Below are 17966 nucleotides of genomic sequence, written 5' to 3'. Positions count from 1 at the left end.
AGTCGCGGCGGTTTGCCCGGCGGCGGGCTTCGCCGACGTCTTGAATGAGTCATTCAGGTCTTCGGAGGTCCTGAATGACTCATTCAAGACACCACAGGGCCGCCCGGCTCAACTCGCCGCGGCCGGCACCGGTCGGTTCAGACCGAGCGGCCGGCCCCGGCGCGACTTTGCCGGGCCCCTGTCACCGGACGCCATGAAAGAGTCGTTCATGACATCCGGACCAGGTCACGAGCCGATCGGGATCTCCGCCCAGACCGTCTTGCCGCCGTCCGCCCGGTGGAAGTGTCCCCGCCGTCGGCTGCACGCCGCGATCAACGCCAGCCCGGTGCCGACCGGGGCCACGTCGGGGGCCGCCGGGTCGAACCACGCCGCGCCGCCGGAGTCCTCGATGCCGATCCACACCGTCGAGTCCGCGCACGTCAGCAGCGCGCGCACCGGTCCCGTCGCGTGGCGGACGGCGTTCGCCGCCAGCTCCCCCGCGATCAGCACGACGTCCGCCGCGACCTCGTCCGGCACCTCTTCGGTCGCGGCCAGGCGGTCGCGCACCCAGGAGCGGACCCGGCGGACCTGTGCGGGCTCCCGGTCGAAGGCGAACTTGTCCAGCAGCATGCGATTTCCCTCCCCGGCCGGGAAATCGATTCCCCCTTCGCCGGGGCGTCCACACCCCACCGGGCCGAAATCGCCCGAACGGACTAGATTGGACCCGTGAGTCCAGCTACCAGGCAGTTCACCGCCAAGGGCGCCGCGACCCGGCAGCGGATCGTCGAAGGCGCAGCGGAGGAAATCCGGGAGCGCGGCGTCGCCGTCACGACGCTGGACGACATCCGGGCGCGGACCGGCACGAGCAAGAGCCAGCTCTTCCACTACTTCCCCGGCGGCAAGGACGATCTGCTGCTGGAGGTGGCCGAGTACGAAGCGGACCAGGTCATCGCGGCCCAGCAGCCGCAACTCGGTGGATTGACGTCGTGGGCGGCGTGGCGGCGCTGGCGCGACACGGTCGTCGAGCACTACACCGCGCGGGGACAGCACTGCCCGCTCAACGTGCTCATCTCGCAGCTGGGCCGCGCGACGCCCGGCGCGCAGAAGGTGGTGAGCGGGATGCTGAAGCGGTGGCAGGACGAAATTGCGGCCGGCATCCGCCACCTGCAAGCCGCCGGCGAGGTCGCCGCGGACGCCGACCCCGAACGCACCGCGGCCGCCCTGCTGGCGGGGATCCAGGGCGGCGTGGTGGTGATGCTCTCGACCGGCCGCATCGATCACCTCGAAGCGGCGCTCGACGTCGGCATCGAGAACCTGCGGGCGAGCGGGAACCGGTGAGCCCGGTTCCCGCTCCCGGCGTCAGGCGGACTTGATCGCGGAGATCTCGAACTCCAGCGTGACCTTGTCGCTCACCAGCACGCCGCCGGTCTCGAGCGCGGCGTTCCAGGTGATGCCGTAGTCCTTGCGGCTGATCGTGGTGGAGCCCTCGAAGCCGATCCGGTCGTTGCCGAACGGGTCCTTCGCGGAGCCCTCGAACTCGAACGGGACGGTCACCGAGCGGGTGACGTCCTTGATGGTCAGGTCGCCGGTGACGTCGAAGGAGGTGTCGCCGGTCTGCTTGATCTCGGTCGAGGTGAACGTGATCTGCGGGTACTCGTCCATCGACAGGAAGTCGTTGCTCTTCAGGTGCCCGTCGCGGTCGGCGTTGCGGGTGTCGATGCTGTGCGCCTGGATGGTCACCTGGACGCTCGACTTCTCCGGCGCGTCGCCGTCGATCGTCGCGGCACCGGTGAACTCGTTGAAGCTGCCGCGCACCTTGGTCACCATGGCGTGGCGGGCGACGAACCCGATCCGCGAGTGGGCGGCGTCGAGGGTGTATTCGCCGGTCAGCTGGGGGTAGGTGGTCGCGCTGGTCATCTCTGGTCTTCTCTCCTCGTGGTGGCGACCCCCAGGTGATTGAGGGTTCAACGACACTGTACTCACTTTGGCTGGTTGCGCAAGCAAGCTTTCGGTAGAGTCGCCGGTATGGGTGATCTGTCCGCGCTCGACACCGGGGAAGCCGCGTTCTGGCGGTCGCTGATCCGCGTCACGACCGTCCTGCCGCGCGCGCTGGAGGACCAGTTCCTGCCGGAGACCGGTCTCACGATCAGCGACTACGGCGTGCTCGTCGCGCTGTCGGAGGCCCCGCATCGCCTGCTGCGCATCTCCGCGCTGGCGGCGACGACCGCCCTGTCGCTGAGCCGGATCAGCCGCGTGGTCGACGACCTCACCCGCCGCGGGCTGGTCGAGAAGCGGCGCTGCACGGAAGACGGGCGCGCGTCCAACGCCGTGCTGACCGACGCCGGATTGGCCAGACTGGAGGCGGCCTACCCGAGCCACCTGGCCCGCGTCCGGGCTTCGGTGTTCGACCACTTGAACGCCGAGGAGATCCGGACGGCCGGTCCGGTGCTGGCCCGGCTGGCCGCGGCGCTCGACGCCGCTCCCCCGACCGACGAGGAGCCGAGGACGCGATGAGCGACAAGGGCGAGTACCAGCGGGACCTGAACTACCTCCCGGACCGCATCACCGCCGACGGCCGCGACGGCTGGCCGGTCGAGCCGGGCCGCTACCGGCTGATCGTCGCCCGCGCGTGCCCGTGGGCGAACCGCGCGGTGATCGTGCGGCGGCTGCTGGGCCTGGAACCCGTGCTGTCCATGGGCATCGCCGGGCCGGTGCACGACGAGCGGAGCTGGAGCTTCGACCTGGACGAAGGCGGCCGCGACCCGGTGCTCGGCATCGAGCGGCTGCAGGAAGCGTTCTTCAAGCGCGACCCGGAGTACCCGCGCGGCATCACCGTGCCCGCGTTCGTCGACGTCCCGAGCGGCAAGGTCGTGACCAACGACTTCGCGCAGATGACCCTCGACATGTCGACCGAGTGGACCGCCTACCACCGCGACGGCGCGCCCGAGCTGTACCCGGAGAAGCTGCGCGACGAGATCGACGACGTCGCGGAGAAGGTCTTCACCGACGTCAACAACGCGGTGTACCAGTGCGGGTTCGCCCGGTCCCAGGAGGCGTACGAGCACGCCTACCGCAAGCTGTTCGCCCGGCTGGACTGGCTGTCGGAGCGGCTCGCGAACCAGCGCTACCTGGTCGGCGACACGATCACCGAGGCCGACGTCCGGCTGTTCACCACGCTCGTCCGGTTCGACGCGGTCTACCACGGCCACTTCAAGTGCAACCGGCAGAAGCTCACCGAGCTGCCGGTGCTGTGGGCCTACACGCGCGACCTGTTCCAGACGCCCGGGTTCGGCGACACGATCGACTTCCCGCAGATCAAGGAGCACTACTACGTGGTGCACAAGAACGTGAACCCGACCGGGATCGTCCCGCTCGGCCCGGACGTCTCGGGCTGGCTGACCCCGCACGACCGCGAGCAGCTCGGCGGCCGCCCGTTCGGCGACGGCACCCCGCCGGGCCCGCCGCCGGCAGCCGAAAGGGTGCCGGCACTGGCGTGACTGGCTACGGTGATCGCCATGGAACGCCTGCGCGATCGCCGGATCCTCGTCACCGGCGCCGGTTCCGGCATCGGCCGGGCCACCACGCTCCGCCTGCTGGCGGAAGGGGCGCGGGTCGTCGCCACCGACGTCACGGGCCTCGACGACCTGCCCACGGCCACGGTGCCGATGGACGTCGCGGACGAGGCCGCGGTGGCCGCCGGGGTGGCGTCCGCCCTCGAGACCCTGGGCGGCCTCGACGTCCTGGTCAACGCGGCGGGCATCCTGCTGGCGTCGCACACGCACGAGACGTCGCTGGAGCTGTGGAACCGGGTGCTGGCGGTGAACCTGACCGGCACGTTCCTGGTCACGCGCGCGGCCCTGCCCGCCCTGCTGGCCACCGGCAAGAGCGTGGTGGTGAACTTCAGCTCGACATCGGCGTCGTTCGCCCACCCGTACATGGCGGCGTACTGCGCGAGCAAGGGCGGCATCCAGGCGTTCACGCATTCGCTGGCGCTGGAGTACGCGAAGCAGGGCCTGCGCGCGGTGAGCGTCGCGCCGGGCAGCGTGAAGAGCGGGATCACGGACTCGGCGGCGAGCTGGCTGCCCCAGGACGTCGACTTCACGCTGTTCGGCCGCCTGCTGCCGATCCTCCCGACCGGCCTGACCACGGAGGTCGGCAACCCGGTGGCCCGCCCGGAGGCGGTGGCGGGAGTGGTGGCGATGCTGGCTTCGGACGACGGCGAGTTCATCACGGGCACGGAGATCCGCGTGGACGGCGGGACGCACACCTAAACCGGTGCGGCGGCTCGGGCGTGGCATACCCGTGACCGCCAACGTGCCGAAAGCCGAGACCGCGTTCCGGGCCCTGTTCGCGCAGCACTTCGGCGAGCTGGTGCGGCTGGCCCACCTGCTGGGCGCGGCCGACGCCGAGGATGTCGCGCAAGAAGCGTTCGCCCGGCTCCGCGATCCCCTCGCCGATCCGTCCCGGGTGGTCCGCCGCCTCCGCGCGAGCGTGGTGCGGCTGTCGCGGAAGCGGCGCGCGCGGCGGGAGCGGCCACTCGACGGGCTGCCCCGCCGGTACCGCGAAGTCCTGGTGCTGCGGTACGGCCTCGATCTGGGTACGGCGGACATCGCCGAAACCCTCGCCCTCTCGCCGGCAGCGGTCGAAGCGGCTGTTCACTGCGCCCTGGCGAAGCTGCGCAGGCTCGAAGCCCGCTCCCCGGCCCGGCGCCGCGCGGTCGTCGTGGCGGCGGCGCTCACGGTGTCGGCGGGCGCGCTCACCGCCACTCAGCTGCTGCCGGCCGCCGACGCGTACCGCACCGAAAGCTCCTTGAGCCGGCTCGCCAGTTCCGGTGGCGATTCCACCTCGAACGGCACGTCGAGCATCCCCACGACGAACGCCACGATGTCGTACGAATCCGAAGCCAGCTCGAGCCGGCACGTCCCCGCGTCGATCGGCGTCAGCTCGCCGTCCACCCGGCCCGCCAGCTCCGACGCCGGCGCGTAGAGCTTCAGCCGGGCGCGCAGCGGCCACATCTCGCGGCCCATCGTGCGCCGGAGGTACGCCGTGAGGTCGCCGTCCGGGGGTTCGCGGTGGCTGAAGCGGGGGCCGTTGGGCGTGCGCAAGGTGAGCCGGTCCGCGCGGAACGTCCGCCAGTCCGCGCGGCCGGTGTCCCAGCCGACCAGGTACCAGCGGCGGCCCCACGACACCAGGCGGTGCGGCTCGACCGCGCGGCGGGACTCGCGGCCGTCGTGGCTCACGTAGTCGAAACGCAGGGTTTCCGACGCGCGGATCGCCGCCGACACCGCGGTGAGCACGTCCGCCGCCACCACCGGGCCGCGAGCCGGGAGCGCCAGCACGCTCGCCTCCAGCGCCGCCACGCGGTGCCGCAGCCGGGACGGCAGGACCTGCTCGACCTTCGTCAGCGCCCGCAGCGACGCCTCTTCCAGCCCCGAGACGCCGCCCGCGTGCAGGCCGACCACCACCGCGACCGCTTCGTCGTCGTCGAGCAGCAGCGGCGGGAGTTCCGCGCCCGCGCCCAGGCGGTAGCCGCCGATCGGGCCCATCGCCGCGTGCACCGGGTAGCCCAGTTCGCGCAGGCGGTCGACGTCGCGGCGGATCGTCCGGGTCGTCACGCCGAGGCGCTCGGCCAGCTCGGTGCCGGACCAGTCGCGGTGCAGCTGGAGCAGCGACAGGAGCCGGAGCAGGCGGGTTTCGCGCATGCTGCGAGTCTGCCGGACATCTAGGACCGCTTCTGTCCTACACGGGCGAGAGGGTGCCGGACATGGATCCCTTCCGCATCGACGTCCCGCAGGTCGACCTCGACGAGCTGCGCCACCGGCTCGCCCGCACCCGCTGGCCGGGCGAGCTGCCCGGCGTGGGGTGGGCGTACGGCGTCAGCGAGCCCTACCTCCGCGAGCTGGTCGAGTACTGGCAAAGCGATTTCGACTGGCGTGCGCAGGAAGCGCGGCTCAACGCGTTCCCGCAGTTCACGACCACGATCGACGGCCAGCGCGTGCACTTCCTCCACGTCCGCTCCCCCGAACCCGGCGCGAAGCCGCTCATCCTGACCCACGGCTGGCCGAGCACGGTCGCCGACTTCCTCGACGTCCTCGGCCCGCTCACCGACCCGCGCGCCCACGGCGGCGACCCGGCCGACGCCTTCCACGTCGTCGCCCCGTCGGTGCCCGGCTTCGCGTTCTCCGGCCCGACGGCCGAGCCGGGCTGGAACACGCGCCGCACGGCCCGGGCGTGGGCCGAGCTGATGCGGCGCCTCGGCTACGAGCGCTACGGCGCCCAGGGCGGCGACTTCGGCAGCATCGTCTCGCCGGAACTGGGCCGCGTCGCGCCGTCGTCGGTGCTCGGGGTGCACGTCAACGCCGTCGCGAACGCCGGGGTGCCGACGGCGCCGGGCGACCTCGAGCGGCTGTCCGAAGAGGACCGGAAACGCGCGCGGGAGAACGAGGTCTGGTGGTACGCCCACTCGGGGTACGCGACGCAGATGGCGACGCGCCCGCAGACGCTGGCGTACGCGCTGAACGACTCCCCCGCCGGGCAGCTCGCGTGGAACCTGGAGTGGTTCGTCGACTGGGACCCTTCGGCGACACGGCAGACGGCCGTGTCGTGGGACGCGATCCTGACCGACGTGACGATCTTCTGGCTCACCGGCACCGCGGGCTCGGCGGCGCGCCTCTACCTGGAAGCGGGCCAGGACGGCTGGGGCGAGCGCCCGGCCCCGTCCGGCGTCCCGACGGCGGTGGCGAACTTCCGCGGTGATCACGCGCTCCGGGGGCTGGCCGAGCTGTCCAACACGGTGACGCGGTGGTCGGAGTACGACACCGGCGGGCACTTCGCGTCACTGCAGGCGCCGGACGTGCTGGTGCGCGACATCCGGGAGTTCTTCCGGGAACTTTAGGGCAGTGCGCGGGTCAGCCAGACGACGTCTCCGCTGTCCTCTGTGGACACGTGGTGCCGCTCGAGCCCGAGCTTATCCACCGCTCGGTCTCCAGGTGGGACGCCATCGGCGCGTACACCTCAGATCTCGCGACGGCGCCGCCGGTCGACGGCGCCGTCGAGCAGCGGGCGCAGTTCCTCGACCACCGTCTCGAGCGGCGCGACGTCCCGGTGGGCCCGGGCCAGGACGATCGCGCCCTCCAGCGTGCTCAGCATGAGGACCGCCAGCGAGGCGCTGCGGGACGGCGGAACGCCCAGCTGCTCCAGGGCGGTGGCGACCGGGCGCTGCCAGCCGTCGAAGGCCTTGCCGACGGCTTCGCGGAGGCTGTCGCTGGTGGCCGCCGTGTCGGCGACGGTCGCGACCAAGGGGCAGCCCGCGTCGAAACCGTCGTCGGTGAACTGGTCGCGCCACTGGCCCGCCATCGCCGCGAAGAGCTTGCCGGGCGTCGGGTTCTCGATCTTGGTGACGACGCGCGCCACCCGCCGGGCCGCGTAGTCGCCCGCCCACGCGACCGCTTCGGCGATCAGCTGGTCCTTACCGCCCGGGAAGTAGTGCTGCAGGGACCCCCGCGGAGCTTCGGCGTGGACGGCCACGTCCCGCATGCCGGTCGCCCCGACACCGTGGATCCGCACCAGTTGCGCGGCGCTGAGCACCATCCGCTCGCGCGGCGTCCTCGTCATCGGCTGCCTCCTTCATGACGTCCGTCATGATAGCCCAGTCGGGGACCACCAGCGCGAAGTCGCGCTCGCCCCGCTCGTACGTCGGCACCGGCCGGAAGCCCTGGCCCAGCAGCAACGCTTCGGCCCCGGTGTTCCCGGCCTGGACGGTGGCCCGCACGGTCCACCCCGCCCACCGCCCGGACGCCCACAGCCACCGGCTCAGCGCGCTGCCGATCCCCTGCCGCTGCCACGCGTCGGCGACCAGGACGCCGATTTCGGCCGCGCCCGGGGTTTCCGAGACGAAGTTCAGCAGGCCGACGGGGGTGCCGCCCCGGGACGCGAGCAGCGCGACACCGGCCGGCGGCCCGGCGAGCAGGAAGCGCTGGTAGCGCCGGAAGACCTCGGCCGGCTCCGCGGGCCCGCCCATCATGAAGCGGCGCCGCAAGCTGTCCGGCGAGCACGCCGCGACCAACGCGCCGACCGGGTCGCGATCGGCCTCGCGGATCTCTATGACGGTTGTCATAGTCCCATGAGAGCACACCATGACCGCCGGCACACTATGACCGCTGTCATAGATCGAGTCGCCGGTTCGCGCCGACGCCGGGCGGGTACGTTGCCGTGGCCGCGCTCCCCCACCGCGAAAGGCGTCCCCGATGCAGCTCTACGCCGAACGGCCGATCCGCCGCACCGCCCAGCTCGTCAGCGACTTGCTCGCCCTGCTGCTCGTCGTCTTCGCGGTCTGGCTGGCCACCTCGGTGTACGACCAGGTGCTGAAGCTGCGCGCCCCCGGCGACGGCCTCGTGAACGCCGGAACCGGGCTCCGCGGCACCTTCGACGGCGCCGCGAACTCGGCCGGCGGCATCCCGCTCGTCGGCGACGCGCTCGCCAACGCGCTGCACGGCGGTTCGAACGTCGGCACCCAGCTCGCCGACGCCGGCCGCTGGCAGATCGAAGCCGTGGAGAGCCTGGCGTGGTGGATGGCGGCGATCATCGTCGTGCTGCCGGTGCTCACGCTCGTCGTGACCTGGCTCCCGTTGCGCTGGCACTTCGCCCGGCAGGCCACCGCCGCCGCGCGGCTGCGCGCCCTCGGGGACGAGGGCCTCGACCTGCTCGCCTTGCGGGCCCTGACGACACAACCCCTGCGGCGCCTGGCTTCCGGGGACGACGTGGCCACGGGCTGGCGCGAGCGGGACCGCGACGTCATCGAAGAGCTCGCCGGCCGCGAACTCGCCCGCCACGGTCTCGACCGGGTCAGCGCGGGCCCTGCCGCCGCCCGACCGAGCGGCCGATGAAGTAGCCCAGCAGCAGGCCCACGACCAGGCCGATCGCGATGAAGAAGATGATCGTCGCCGCGGCGATCTTGCCGACCGTGCCGAGGAAGCCCTTCGCCTCGAACTCCCCGACCGCCGCCACCGTCTGCGCGAGAACGTAGTGCGTCATGATCACCAGGGTGACACCGGCCCGCGCCCCGCGCACGGGGAAGGTCCCCCCACGGCGGCTCAGGACGCCGGTGGGGGGACCTCCGATCTCCGCGGCGCGGACTCAGCCGACGGAGGGGCCCATCCCGAGCGACTGCGGCGTGCTCGCGTCCGGCGAAGGCTGGTGCAGGCCCTCGTCCAGCGGCCCGAACTCGGTCATCAGCGCCGGGCTGCCACCCCACGGGGTCTGCTCCTCGGCGATCAGCGAGTTCGTCGTGAGCAGCAGGCCCGCCACCGACGCCCCGTTCTGCACCGCCGACCGGCACACCCGCAGCGGGTCGACCACGCCGAGCGCGATCATGTCGCCGTAGCGGTCGTGCAGGGCGTCGAAGCCCTCGTCGTCGCCCAGCTCCCTGGTGCGCGCGACGATCTCGTGGGCGGGGTGGCCCGCGTTGTGCGCGATGAGGAACGCGGGTTCGGCCAAGGCGCGCCGGACGATCTCGACGCCGATCGCCTGGTCACCGTCCAGCCCCAGGCCTTCCAGGGCTTTCTCCGCGTGCAGGAGCGCCGCTCCCCCGCCGGCCACGATGCCTTCGGCCATCGCCGCGCGGGTGGCCGAGAGCGCGTCCTCGACCCGGTGCTGCAGCTCCTTCAGCTCCGCCGGGGTCGCCGCGCCGACGTGGACCACCGCGACCTTGCCCGTCAGCGCGCCGATGCGCTCGGTCAGGACGTCCTCGTCGACGCCGAACTGCGCGCGCTCCAGCTCCGCCCGCAGCTGGCCGACCCGGAAGTCGACCGCGTCCGGGGAGCCCGCGCCGCCGACGATCGTCGTGCGGTTCTCGGTGACGCGGACCTGCTTGGCCCGGCCGAGGTGCTCCAGGGTCATCGTCTCCATCGTGAACCCGGACTGCCGCGAAAGGACGGCGCCGCCGACGATCGCGGCCAGGTCCTCCAGCTTGTGCAGCCGCCGGTCGCCGAAGCCGGGCGCGCGGACCGCGACCGACTGGAACGTCCCGTTCATGTGGTTGTGCACCAGCATGGACAGCGCCGTGCCCTCGACCGTCTCGCCGATCACCACCAGCGGCCGCGGCGCCCGCATCACCTTGTCCAGCAACGGCATCAGCTGCTGGACCTGGGTGATCTTCTCCGCGCACATCAGGATGTACGGGTCGTCGAGCACCGCCTCCAGCCGGCCCGCGTCGGTGACGAGGTACGGCGAGAGGTAGCCGTTGTCGAACTCGAACCCCTCCACGAAGTCGACGCCCATCCCGATCGACGGCGACTCCTCGACCGTCACGACACCGCCGTCGCCGACGGTGTGCAGCGCCTTGGCGATCACCGCGCCGACGGCGTCGTCGTCGTTGGCCGAGATCGCCGCGACCCGCGCGTAGTCCTGTTCGGACACCACCGGGTGCGCCTGCTTCTCCAGGTGCGCCACCAGCAGTCCCACGGCGTGGTCGATGCCGCGCTTGACCAGCACCGGGTTGCCGCCCGCCGCGATCGCCCGCATGCCTTCGCGGACGATCGCCTGGGCGAGCACGGTGGCCGTGGTGGTGCCGTCGCCGACGACGTCGTTGGTCTTGATCGCCGCTTCCTTGACCAGTTGCGCACCCATGTTCTCGAACTGGTTCTTCAGGTGGATCTCGCGCGCGATGGTGACGCCGTCGTTGGTGACCACCGGCGAACCGGTGATCTTCTCGATGATCACGTTGCGGCCCTTGGGGCCGAGGGTGGACTTGACCGCTTCCGCCAGCTTGTCGACGCCCGACAGCAGCAGGTCGCGGGCGTCCGGGCCGAACCGCAGTTCCTTCGCCATGTGCCTGCTCCTAGGGGGTGAGGATGGCCCGGCCGCGCACGCGCCCGGCGTCGAGGTCGGCCAGCGCGTCGAGCGCCGCGTCCAAGGGGTACTTCTTCGTGTGCAGGGTGACCTTCCCGGCCTGGGCCAGCACCATCAGCTCGGCCAGGTCGTTGTAGGTGCCCACCAGGTTGCCGATGATGTTGCGCTCGGTCGAGATGATGTCGATGGTCGGGATCTCGATGTTCGAGCCGTAGCCGATGACGAAGTGCGACCCGGCGCGCCGGGTCATCGCGAACGCGTCCTGCTGGGCGCCCTGCTCGGCGACGAAGTCGAGCACGACCTCGGCGCCGTCGCCCCCGGTCAGGTCGAGCACCGCCTCGACCTGCTTGCCGTCGGCCAGCACCGTTTCGTCGGCGCCCAGGGTGGACGCCAGCTCCAGCGCGTCGGCGTTGCGGTCGACCACGATCACGCGGGCGGCGGTCAGCGCGCGCAGCGACTGGATGCCGATGTGCCCGAGACCGCCGGCGCCGTTGACGACGCAGGTGGTGCCCGGGTACAGGTGCGCGGCCGCCTTGCGCACCGCGTGGTAGGCGGTGATCCCCGCGTCGGCCAGCGCGGCCACATCGGACGGTTGCGTCGACGGGTCCAGCTTGATGCACGCCCTCGCTGACGTCAGCAGGTACTCCGCCATGCCACCGTCGGTGTTGATGCCGGGGAAGGTCCCGTTCGGACAGTGCATGTCGTCGCCCGCGCGGCAGGCGTGGCACAGCCCGCACGTCGGCGTCGGGTGCAGGATGACTGTGTCACCGACCTCCACATTGGACACCGCCGGGCCGACCTCGTGCACCCAGCCCGCGTTCTCGTGGCCGATCGTGTAGGGCAGCGCGACACCGGACTTCTCGGCCCACTGCTCCTCGATGATGTGCAGGTCGGTGCGGCACACGCCGGCGCCGCCGATCTTCACCACGACGTCGAAGGGTCCGGTCGCGCGCGGCTCCGGGACGTCTTCGATCACCGGTTGCTGGTGGTACTTCTGCAGCCGCACGGCCTTCATCCCGTGCCCTCCTCGTCTTCGGTCAGCGCGTACCGCGCGCGCAACATGCCGCGGCACACGCCGGAATTGGCCTCCATGCTCGTGCGGGTCAGCCGGGCGAAGGCCAGGTGGCGCTTCGCGTCGGCCGGGTCCACCGCCCGCCCGGTGGCCGGGTCGAGCAGCAGCGGGTCGCCGTCCTCGGCGGGCAGGCCCAGCTCACGGCGCCGGGCGCGCAGCCGGTCGAGGTCCGGGCTCGGCGGGACTTCGCCGAGGGTCAGGGTCGTCGGATCACGCCCCGCCAGTGACCGGCACACGCGGTCCGTTCCGGCCAGCACCGCCTTGCGGACGAAGTCGTACCGCAGCGTGTCCAGCTCGTCGGCGGCTTCGCCTTCGAACGAAGCGACGAACCCATGCCGGGCCGCCACCCCGCGGTTGATGACGTCGGAGGCGAAGTGGTCGTCGAGCCGGATGTCGAGCGAGGTCAGGCCCGGCACGCCGGCCACGGCGTCGTAGGCGTCCGCCACCATCAGGAACGCGAAGTTGGGCGCGCAGAAGTACGTCGGCAGCCGCAGCCGGATGACGGCGTGCCCCTCGTCGTCCACTTCGCAGCGGGCGACGAACCCGAGGTCGGTGAGCGGTTCGTCCAGTTCGGGATCGCGGACGGTGCCCAGCGCCGCCCACACGGCGGCGCGGGCCCCGAGCACCAGGGTGGTCATGAGTTCGGCACGCCGACCGGCTCGACCGATTCCGGATCCTTGAGCCGCAGCTCCGACGGCACGTCGATGTCGTAGAGCCGCGCGGCGTTCAGCCCGAGGATCTTCTTCTTCTGGTCGACGGTGAGCGGCGGGAAGTCCGACAGCTCGTCGTCGCCCGGCATGTTCCAGTCGACGAAGCCCTCGACCTGCCACTTGGGTTCCCAGATGGCGTAGTCCGCGCCGAAGATCAGCTTGTCCTCGCCGAGCCAGAACATCAGCTCGCCCATGACCTTCGCGAAGAACTTCGGCCGGGCGTGCATCAGGCCGCCGACCACGACGGCCAGCCCCGCGTAGACGTTGCGCTCCTGGGTGGCCATGAAGCAGAAGTCCTCGATGCGCGGCAGGCCGACGTGCTCGACGATGAAGTTGAGGCCCTGGAAGTTCGTCGCGACGTGGTCCACATCGGACACGTCGAACGCATCCTTGTCCAGCGGCCAGATCGTCGGTCCCTTGTGGACGTGGATGTTCTTGACGCCCAGCTCCTCGCACTTCTCGAAGAACCGCGCCGCTTCCGGGTCCTTGAGGCTCCAGCCGCGGGAGTCCCCGCGCCATTCGGCCGTGTACAGCTTGACGCCCTTGCAGCCGTAGCGCTTGACGCGCTCCTCGAGCCCCTTCAGGCCCTCGTCGCCTTCACGCGGGTCGAAGGTGGTGTTGACGAGGAACTTGCCGGGGTGCTTGGCGGCCAGCGCGGCGTCGGCCTCGGTGGTGTTGAAGCCGTTCTTGTACCACTGCCGCAGGTTCGTCGGCTGGAAGATGGCCGTGTCGACGTGCCCGACCTCGAACAGGTCGTGCATCATCAGCTCTTCGGAGTACTTCTGGAACCGGTCGATCGGCCAGTGCGTCTCCTTCGGGCCGAGGCCCTGGTAGGCGTGGAAGCACTCGATCCAGCCCTTGGCGTATTCCTCCTGCCCCTTCACCCAGTTGTCCGGGCTCGCGTCCCAGAAGTGGGTGTGGGCGTCCACCACGAAGTACTTTTCGCCGTCTTTTTCGTACATTTCTTTGATCCTCCTGAGCCGGACCGAGTGCTGTTTTCCTAGCGAATGGGCTTGAGGTCGAAGTCGAGGTACTCGGCCGCGTCCTCGGGGTTGGCGAACATGATCGTGCGGTCGTCTTCGTGGATCATCCGCCCGTAGTGGGTGGACATGCTCTCCTCGAACTCCGCCGCGTTGAACCAGCCTTCTTCTTCGCCGGCGGCCTCGTCGACCTCGGCGTAGACGACGTCCGTGCGGCCGACCGCGTCGACGCGGATCATCGACGGCAGCGGCGTCACGGTCACGTTGTCCTTGGCCGCCATGACCTCGGCGATGATCGCGCCGACCTGGTTGTTCATCAGGGTGAAGCCGCACATGTTGGACGCGGTGTTGTCGGCCCGGTAGGGGCTTTCCGCGGTTTTGAAGACAGTCACTGGCCCAGCTCCTCGGGTGCCTTGAGGCCCAATTCGGACAGGATTCCGGCGAACCGGCTCTTCACGCGGTCGAGGCCGTCCTCGAACCGGATCGGCTTGGCGTCGGGCTGCGACCACAGCGGCTGCAGCGCGCGGGCGGCCGCGATGCTCCGCGGCACCCAGTCCTCGAGCCACTTCTGCAGCAGCGCCTTGTTGTGGTCGGCGAACTCCTTGTCGTTGATCAGCAGGTGGAACAACGGCTTCGTGTAGCGGAGGTCGCGTTCGGAGAAGTCGAACTCCTCGGCGCCGATCAGCGTCGGGGTGACGAAGTCGCCGTTCGCCGGCGCGGCCTGCTGTACCAGGTTGCTGCGGAACAACTCGCCGACGAGGGGTTCGAAGACGACGTTCGCGGCGAAGATCGCCTCGCCCCAGTCCCAGATCCCGGTCAGCTGCTCGGCGGTCTCCCGCACGCCCTGCCACGCCGGGTCTTCGTTCCAAGTGGACAGATGAGCTGTGCCGTCGAAGCCCTCGACCTCTTCGGTGAGCGTGAGGTTGTACAGCGCCAGGTCCTGCGCCGCGCGGATCCGGTGCATGCTGTTGACCGAGATCGCGTTGTTGTGCATGTTCGTCGGCGCGCGGCGGTTGGCGTTGGCGAACAAGTAGAGGCCGAGGCCGTGGTCGACGTGCATCCACGCGCCGACGTGCTTGGCCACGAAGTCGACCCAGTTGCGGTTCCACTGCTCGAACGCCTTGGCCTGGCGCGCGGCGTCGATGTTCTGGTTCAGCTGGCGCACGACGTTCGCGTTGTACCGGTAGAGGGTGAGCTCCCACTCCTCGTTGGGGTCGCGGAACTCGTGCCAGCCGTGGGCCGGCCAGTCGTAGCCCTTGCCGCCGGAGCCCGGGCCGCGTTCGGGCAGCGGGCGGTCGGAGCCCCACGCCTTCAGCGCGGTCCACTCGAGCGGGTAGCCGCCCTTGCCGTCGGCGAAGGCGTAGAGCCAGCCCTGGGACAGGTAGTGCCGCGGGTCGGGCTGGACCTCGACGGTGACGTCCTCGTAGTGGCTCTGCTTGCGCTTGGCCGGGGTGAAGTAGTTGTACTGGCGGGCGGTGGAGTCCGGGAAGACCTTGGCGCCCGCCTCGGCGTCGGTGAACGTCGGCTTCGGCACGCTGCGTTCTTGGGTGGCTGTCATGGGTTCCTTACCCTTCGCCCGTGGTGGTGAACTTGTCGTAGAAGACGCGCTTGTCGGCGACGCCGAGCGCGGGCAGCAGTTCCAGCGCGGCTTCCACCATCGGCGGCGGGCCGCAGACGTAGGCGTCGGCTCCGGTCAGGTCGAGGCCGGCCCGGCGCAGGACGTCGGTGATCAGGCCGGTCTCGCCGTCCCAGCCGTCGTCTCCCGGCTCGGAAAGCGCTGGTACGTAACGGAAGTTCGGCAGTTTCTCTTCCAGCGCCCGCAGTTCGTCCTCGAAGCAGAGGTCGTGCCGGCGGCGGGCGCCGTAGTAGAAGACCGCCTTCCGGTCGAGGCCGCGCTCGGCCATGGACCGCAGCAGCGCCAGGATCGGCGCCATCCCGGCGCCGCCGCCGACGAAGACGAGGTCCGCGCCCGGGTTGTCCCGGAGGGTGAACACCCCGAACGGGCCGGTCACCCGGAGCCGGTCGCCGACCGCGACTTCGGCGTCGAGGAACCGGGAGAACAACCCGTCGGGGTAGATCTTGATGACGAACTCGAGCAGCCCGTCGCGCGCGGAGGTGTTGGCCATCGAGAACGACCGCGTCTCCTCGGTGCCCGGGATCGCGAAGTCCAGGTACTGCCCGGGGAAGAACTTCAGTTCCTCGTCCAGGCGCACCACCAGGTGCCGGAGGTCGTGCGTGACGTTCTCGTTCGAGACGACCTCGGCCGTCGTCTCCTGGATCGGCAGCCCGGACTGGATCATCTCCTCGTCGTAGTTGAGCAGCTCGATCGTGAGGTCCTCGTAGGCGTGGGCCCGGCACAGCAGCGTGAAGCCTTCCTCCTTTTCGTAGTCGGGAAGCGCGAAGGTCGAGTACCGGTCGTGTTCGACGTCGTCGCCGTCGAGGATGAACGACTTGCACGCCGCGCACTGCCCTTCCTTGCAGCCGTGCATGAGCATGACGCCCTGCTCGGCGGCGGCGCGCAGGATCGTGGTGTCCTCGTCGACGTCGATCTCGATCCCGACCGGCTCGAACCGGACGCGGTGCTTTTCCGCCATGCCAGCCCCAATCCGGCACTTTCACGTGAAAGTGCCCACCTGGGGGCCGCACTTTCACGTGAAAGTGCGGCCCTTCCCGTCTCGTCAGGCCGTCTGCGGGGCCGGGCGGCCGGCCGGGCCCTGGCGGTTGTAGTCGGCCACGAAGGCGGCGCGCTGCTCGTCGGTCATCTGGTTCAGCAGCACGTTCGGCGACTGCACCTCGGGCATCCGGCGCAGGTGGTCGAGCGTCCACATCTTCTTCGGGTCCAGGTTCAGGTGCGGCTGCGCGACCATGGTCTTGCCGTCGTCGCGGACGAAGCCCATGTCGGAGACGACGTCGGCCCAGTTCCAGCCGTGGTAGAGCGTCTCCCACTCGCGGGCGCCGACCAGCTGGCCCATGTTCGGGGTGTTGCGGCCCTGGTAGGTGGGCCGGAACGCCTCGGCGTCGGTCCAGCGGCACGTCTCGGAGCAGTACGTCCGGTGCTGGCCGTCGACCTGGTCGACCACCATGTCCTCGCGGATGAGGCACGGCACCATGCAGGTCCAGCAGCGGTGCGGGTACACGTAGTCGACGTCTTCGGCGACGATCGGGTGGTGCCCGTTCGGCGTCGCGAGGCGGGCGTAGTTCTCCCACCACTTGCCGTACTTGTCGTACCAGCCCGGGTACTTGTACTCGAACCACTCGAAGTCCTCGTCGGTCATCGGGTCGATCCGCCAGTAGTTGGCGAGCCACCCGGTGGCGAAGAACTGCGCGACCTCGTGGACGTAGCCCTTGTTCCAGATCCGGTTCCAGGCTTCCTCGATGAGGTCGTGCGGGATGACGAGCCCGTACTTCTCCAGCGGAACGAGGTAGCTGCGGTAGTAGTCGTCGTAGATCCAGCGGCGCCACATCTCCGCGTAGCTTTCGCGGTCCTTGCGGCGGTCCTTGGTGCCGTACTCGATGAACGTGCCGATCGCGGCGTCGACGACGGCGTGGTTGTTCCACCACGCGTACCGCAGGTCGCGTTCGAGCAGCTGGTGATTGCTCTCGTCCGACAACGCCATCAGCAGTGTCGCGTAGCCGTTGCTGATGTGGCGGGACTCGTCGGACTGCACCGAGTGGAACACCGTGGGCAGCAGGTAGTCGCCGTTCGCGGCGGCCTCGGCCGGCATGGCGACGAACAGCGTGTTCGTGAACGCCGTTTCCGCGACGATGGTGAGGTAGATGCTCGCCGCGGTGATCGCGTCACCGGTAATGAAGCCTTCGGCGAACTGGCGGCCGATGGTGCCGCAGTAGTCGTTCTGGAAGTTGCGCAGGCTCGAGTTGAAGCCCGCCGGGTCGATGTAGTTCTGCATGTACAGGCGCTTGAGGTTCTGCTGGATCGTCGAGTGGCGGACCTCGTCGATCATCTGGATCGCCTGGCCGTTGTGCAGTTCCGGGTTCGGGACCGTGCGGAACAGCAGCGGCATCGCCCGTGCCGCGGAGATCTCGGGCAGCGGGATGATCGACAGGAACAGCTTCTGCCACTCCAGCCAGCGTTCCTGCACCTGGCGGAACATGTTGCCGCGGATCGCGCCGTCCTCGGCGCCGTAGACCCGGTGGTCCTTCTCCTCCTGCATCGGGAAGTACGAGCGGAGGACCTGCTTCAGCGGGTCCTTCTTCTTGGCCTTCTGGAAGGTGTAGTCGGTGCCGTAGTGCGAGACCGGGGTGTGGTACGCCGGTTCCCACGACAGTTCCTGGATCTTCTGGTGGGCTTTCGCCACACTCTGGCGACTCATGGATCAGCTCCTTCATCCGTGGCTCGCCGCCCGGGGCGTCCTGCGT

20 protein-coding genes and 1 pseudogene are annotated in these 17966 nt (G+C 70.2%); 7 read left to right on the top strand and 14 right to left on the bottom strand.

Features of this window, described 5'->3' with window-relative positions:
- Positions 1-225 precede the first annotated feature (225 nt).
- Entirely contained in the window at positions 226-609 is a 384-nt protein-coding gene (locus EIY87_RS41115; protein WP_125315370.1) for an ATP-binding protein, read from the bottom strand.
- Positions 610-705: 96 nt separating this feature from the next.
- On the opposite strand from EIY87_RS41115, the gene EIY87_RS41110 reads away from it, so the two are divergent.
- Positions 706-1317, top strand: a complete 612-nt coding sequence (locus EIY87_RS41110) for a TetR/AcrR family transcriptional regulator (protein WP_125315369.1) — start codon at positions 706-708, stop codon at positions 1315-1317.
- Between the two features lie 21 nt (positions 1318-1338).
- On the opposite strand, the gene EIY87_RS41105 is transcribed toward EIY87_RS41110, so the two are convergent.
- Positions 1339-1896 (bottom strand): YceI family protein, encoded by a 558-nt coding sequence (locus EIY87_RS41105; RefSeq protein WP_086865416.1) that lies wholly within the window; start codon positions 1894-1896, stop codon positions 1339-1341.
- A 108-nt stretch (positions 1897-2004) separates the two neighbouring features.
- On the opposite strand from EIY87_RS41105, the gene EIY87_RS41100 reads away from it, so the two are divergent.
- The 4 genes and pseudogenes from EIY87_RS41100 to EIY87_RS49205 form a co-directional block, all read left to right on the top strand.
- Positions 2005-2493: a MarR family winged helix-turn-helix transcriptional regulator gene (locus EIY87_RS41100; RefSeq protein ID WP_125315368.1), complete on the top strand. Its 489-nt coding sequence runs from the start codon at positions 2005-2007 to the stop codon at positions 2491-2493.
- Complete coding sequence (locus EIY87_RS41095; protein ID WP_125315367.1) at positions 2490-3476, top strand: glutathione S-transferase family protein; 987 nt, start codon at positions 2490-2492, stop codon at positions 3474-3476. The genes EIY87_RS41100 and EIY87_RS41095 overlap by 4 nt, the downstream gene beginning before the upstream one ends.
- 18 nt (positions 3477-3494) lie before the next feature.
- Positions 3495-4250: an SDR family NAD(P)-dependent oxidoreductase gene (locus EIY87_RS41090; protein ID WP_125315366.1), complete on the top strand. Its 756-nt coding sequence runs from the start codon at positions 3495-3497 to the stop codon at positions 4248-4250.
- 4 nt (positions 4251-4254) lie between these two features.
- Positions 4255-4647 (top strand): annotated as a pseudogene (locus tag EIY87_RS49205) (RNA polymerase sigma factor); the annotation flags it as partial.
- A 98-nt stretch (positions 4648-4745) separates the two neighbouring features.
- Here the strand turns inward: EIY87_RS49205 and EIY87_RS41080 are convergent.
- Complete coding sequence (locus tag EIY87_RS41080; protein WP_125315365.1) at positions 4746-5681, bottom strand: helix-turn-helix transcriptional regulator; 936 nt, start codon at positions 5679-5681, stop codon at positions 4746-4748.
- Positions 5682-5743: 62 nt separating this feature from the next.
- Between EIY87_RS41080 and EIY87_RS41075 the strand changes: the two genes are divergently transcribed.
- On the top strand, positions 5744-6874 hold the full coding sequence (locus EIY87_RS41075; protein ID WP_125315364.1) for an epoxide hydrolase family protein: 1131 nt from the start codon (positions 5744-5746) through the stop codon (positions 6872-6874).
- Positions 6875-6993: 119 nt separating this feature from the next.
- Here EIY87_RS41075 and EIY87_RS41065 read toward each other — a convergent pair whose 3' ends face one another.
- Positions 6994-7515, bottom strand: a complete 522-nt coding sequence (locus EIY87_RS41065) for an LmrA/YxaF family transcription factor (RefSeq protein WP_449657974.1) — start codon at positions 7513-7515, stop codon at positions 6994-6996.
- Entirely contained in the window at positions 7448-8095 is a 648-nt protein-coding gene (locus EIY87_RS41060; protein WP_225440360.1) for a GNAT family N-acetyltransferase, read from the bottom strand. The genes EIY87_RS41065 and EIY87_RS41060 overlap by 68 nt, the downstream gene beginning before the upstream one ends.
- Before the next feature lie 130 nt (positions 8096-8225).
- Between EIY87_RS41060 and EIY87_RS41055 the strand changes: the two genes are divergently transcribed.
- Positions 8226-8864, top strand: coding sequence for a hypothetical protein (locus tag EIY87_RS41055; protein ID WP_125315362.1), 639 nt, complete (start codon positions 8226-8228; stop codon positions 8862-8864).
- On the opposite strand, the gene EIY87_RS41050 is transcribed toward EIY87_RS41055, so the two are convergent.
- The 9 genes from EIY87_RS41050 to EIY87_RS41010 form a co-directional block, all read right to left on the bottom strand.
- Positions 8824-9012 carry a hypothetical protein gene (locus EIY87_RS41050; RefSeq protein ID WP_125315361.1) on the bottom strand — a complete coding sequence of 63 codons (189 nt, stop codon included), beginning with the start codon at positions 9010-9012 and terminating at the stop codon, positions 8824-8826. The genes EIY87_RS41055 and EIY87_RS41050 overlap by 41 nt on opposite strands.
- A gap of 102 nt (positions 9013-9114) precedes the next feature.
- Entirely contained in the window at positions 9115-10806 is a 1692-nt protein-coding gene (gene groL / locus EIY87_RS41045) for a chaperonin GroEL (protein ID WP_125315360.1), read from the bottom strand.
- A 10-nt stretch (positions 10807-10816) separates the two neighbouring features.
- Positions 10817-11842 carry an NAD(P)-dependent alcohol dehydrogenase gene (locus tag EIY87_RS41040; protein WP_125315359.1) on the bottom strand — a complete coding sequence of 342 codons (1026 nt, stop codon included), beginning with the start codon at positions 11840-11842 and terminating at the stop codon, positions 10817-10819.
- Positions 11839-12537: a metal-sulfur cluster assembly factor gene (locus tag EIY87_RS41035; RefSeq protein ID WP_125315358.1), complete on the bottom strand. Its 699-nt coding sequence runs from the start codon at positions 12535-12537 to the stop codon at positions 11839-11841. Before EIY87_RS41035 ends, EIY87_RS41040 begins: the two co-directional genes overlap by 4 nt.
- Positions 12534-13571: an amidohydrolase family protein gene (locus EIY87_RS41030; RefSeq protein ID WP_125315357.1), complete on the bottom strand. Its 1038-nt coding sequence runs from the start codon at positions 13569-13571 to the stop codon at positions 12534-12536. The genes EIY87_RS41035 and EIY87_RS41030 overlap by 4 nt, the downstream gene beginning before the upstream one ends.
- Positions 13572-13609: 38 nt before the next feature.
- Entirely contained in the window at positions 13610-13981 is a 372-nt protein-coding gene (gene mimD / locus EIY87_RS41025; RefSeq protein ID WP_125315356.1) for a propane 2-monooxygenase effector subunit MimD, read from the bottom strand.
- A complete protein-coding gene (locus EIY87_RS41020; RefSeq protein ID WP_125315355.1) occupies positions 13978-15147 on the bottom strand; it encodes an aromatic/alkene monooxygenase hydroxylase subunit beta in 1170 nt (389 codons plus the stop codon). Before EIY87_RS41020 ends, mimD begins: the two co-directional genes overlap by 4 nt.
- A gap of 7 nt (positions 15148-15154) precedes the next feature.
- Complete coding sequence (locus EIY87_RS41015; protein ID WP_125315354.1) at positions 15155-16183, bottom strand: NADH:ubiquinone reductase (Na(+)-transporting) subunit F; 1029 nt, start codon at positions 16181-16183, stop codon at positions 15155-15157.
- An 84-nt stretch (positions 16184-16267) separates the two neighbouring features.
- Positions 16268-17920, bottom strand: coding sequence for a ferritin family protein (locus EIY87_RS41010; RefSeq protein WP_125315353.1), 1653 nt, complete (start codon positions 17918-17920; stop codon positions 16268-16270).
- Positions 17921-17966 lie beyond the last annotated feature (46 nt).

The organism is Amycolatopsis eburnea (assembly GCF_003937945.1).
GTDB classification, from domain to species: Bacteria; Actinomycetota; Actinomycetes; order Mycobacteriales; family Pseudonocardiaceae; genus Amycolatopsis; species Amycolatopsis eburnea.
The sequence above is the reverse complement of the archived record's forward strand: the minus strand, read 5'-3'. Positions and strand labels throughout refer to the sequence as shown.

What these genes read in the sequence shown, in the direction of transcription:
- EIY87_RS41115 (WP_125315370.1), bottom strand. Translation starts at nt 609, where the DNA reads ATGCTGCTGGACAAGTTCGCCTTCGACCGGGAGCCCGCACAGGTCCGC.
- EIY87_RS41105 (WP_086865416.1), bottom strand. Translation starts at nt 1,896, where the DNA reads ATGACCAGCGCGACCACCTACCCCCAGCTGACCGGCGAATACACCCTC.
- EIY87_RS41100 (WP_125315368.1), top strand. Translation starts at nt 2,005, where the DNA reads ATGGGTGATCTGTCCGCGCTCGACACCGGGGAAGCCGCGTTCTGGCGG.
- EIY87_RS41095 (WP_125315367.1), top strand. Translation starts at nt 2,490, where the DNA reads ATGAGCGACAAGGGCGAGTACCAGCGGGACCTGAACTACCTCCCGGAC.
- EIY87_RS41090 (WP_125315366.1), top strand. Translation starts at nt 3,495, where the DNA reads ATGGAACGCCTGCGCGATCGCCGGATCCTCGTCACCGGCGCCGGTTCC.
- EIY87_RS41080 (WP_125315365.1), bottom strand. Translation starts at nt 5,681, where the DNA reads ATGCGCGAAACCCGCCTGCTCCGGCTCCTGTCGCTGCTCCAGCTGCAC.
- EIY87_RS41075 (WP_125315364.1), top strand. Translation starts at nt 5,744, where the DNA reads ATGGATCCCTTCCGCATCGACGTCCCGCAGGTCGACCTCGACGAGCTG.
- EIY87_RS41065 (WP_449657974.1), bottom strand. Translation starts at nt 7,515, where the DNA reads ATGCGGGACGTGGCCGTCCACGCCGAAGCTCCGCGGGGGTCCCTGCAG.
- EIY87_RS41060 (WP_225440360.1), bottom strand. Translation starts at nt 8,095, where the DNA reads ATGACAACCGTCATAGAGATCCGCGAGGCCGATCGCGACCCGGTCGGC.
- EIY87_RS41055 (WP_125315362.1), top strand. Translation starts at nt 8,226, where the DNA reads ATGCAGCTCTACGCCGAACGGCCGATCCGCCGCACCGCCCAGCTCGTC.
- EIY87_RS41050 (WP_125315361.1), bottom strand. Translation starts at nt 9,012, where the DNA reads ATGACGCACTACGTTCTCGCGCAGACGGTGGCGGCGGTCGGGGAGTTC.
- groL (WP_125315360.1), bottom strand. Translation starts at nt 10,806, where the DNA reads ATGGCGAAGGAACTGCGGTTCGGCCCGGACGCCCGCGACCTGCTGCTG.
- EIY87_RS41040 (WP_125315359.1), bottom strand. Translation starts at nt 11,842, where the DNA reads ATGAAGGCCGTGCGGCTGCAGAAGTACCACCAGCAACCGGTGATCGAA.
- EIY87_RS41035 (WP_125315358.1), bottom strand. Translation starts at nt 12,537, where the DNA reads ATGACCACCCTGGTGCTCGGGGCCCGCGCCGCCGTGTGGGCGGCGCTG.
- EIY87_RS41030 (WP_125315357.1), bottom strand. Translation starts at nt 13,571, where the DNA reads ATGTACGAAAAAGACGGCGAAAAGTACTTCGTGGTGGACGCCCACACC.
- EIY87_RS41020 (WP_125315355.1), bottom strand. Translation starts at nt 15,147, where the DNA reads ATGACAGCCACCCAAGAACGCAGCGTGCCGAAGCCGACGTTCACCGAC.
- EIY87_RS41015 (WP_125315354.1), bottom strand. Translation starts at nt 16,183, where the DNA reads ATGGCGGAAAAGCACCGCGTCCGGTTCGAGCCGGTCGGGATCGAGATC.
- EIY87_RS41010 (WP_125315353.1), bottom strand. Translation starts at nt 17,920, where the DNA reads ATGAGTCGCCAGAGTGTGGCGAAAGCCCACCAGAAGATCCAGGAACTG.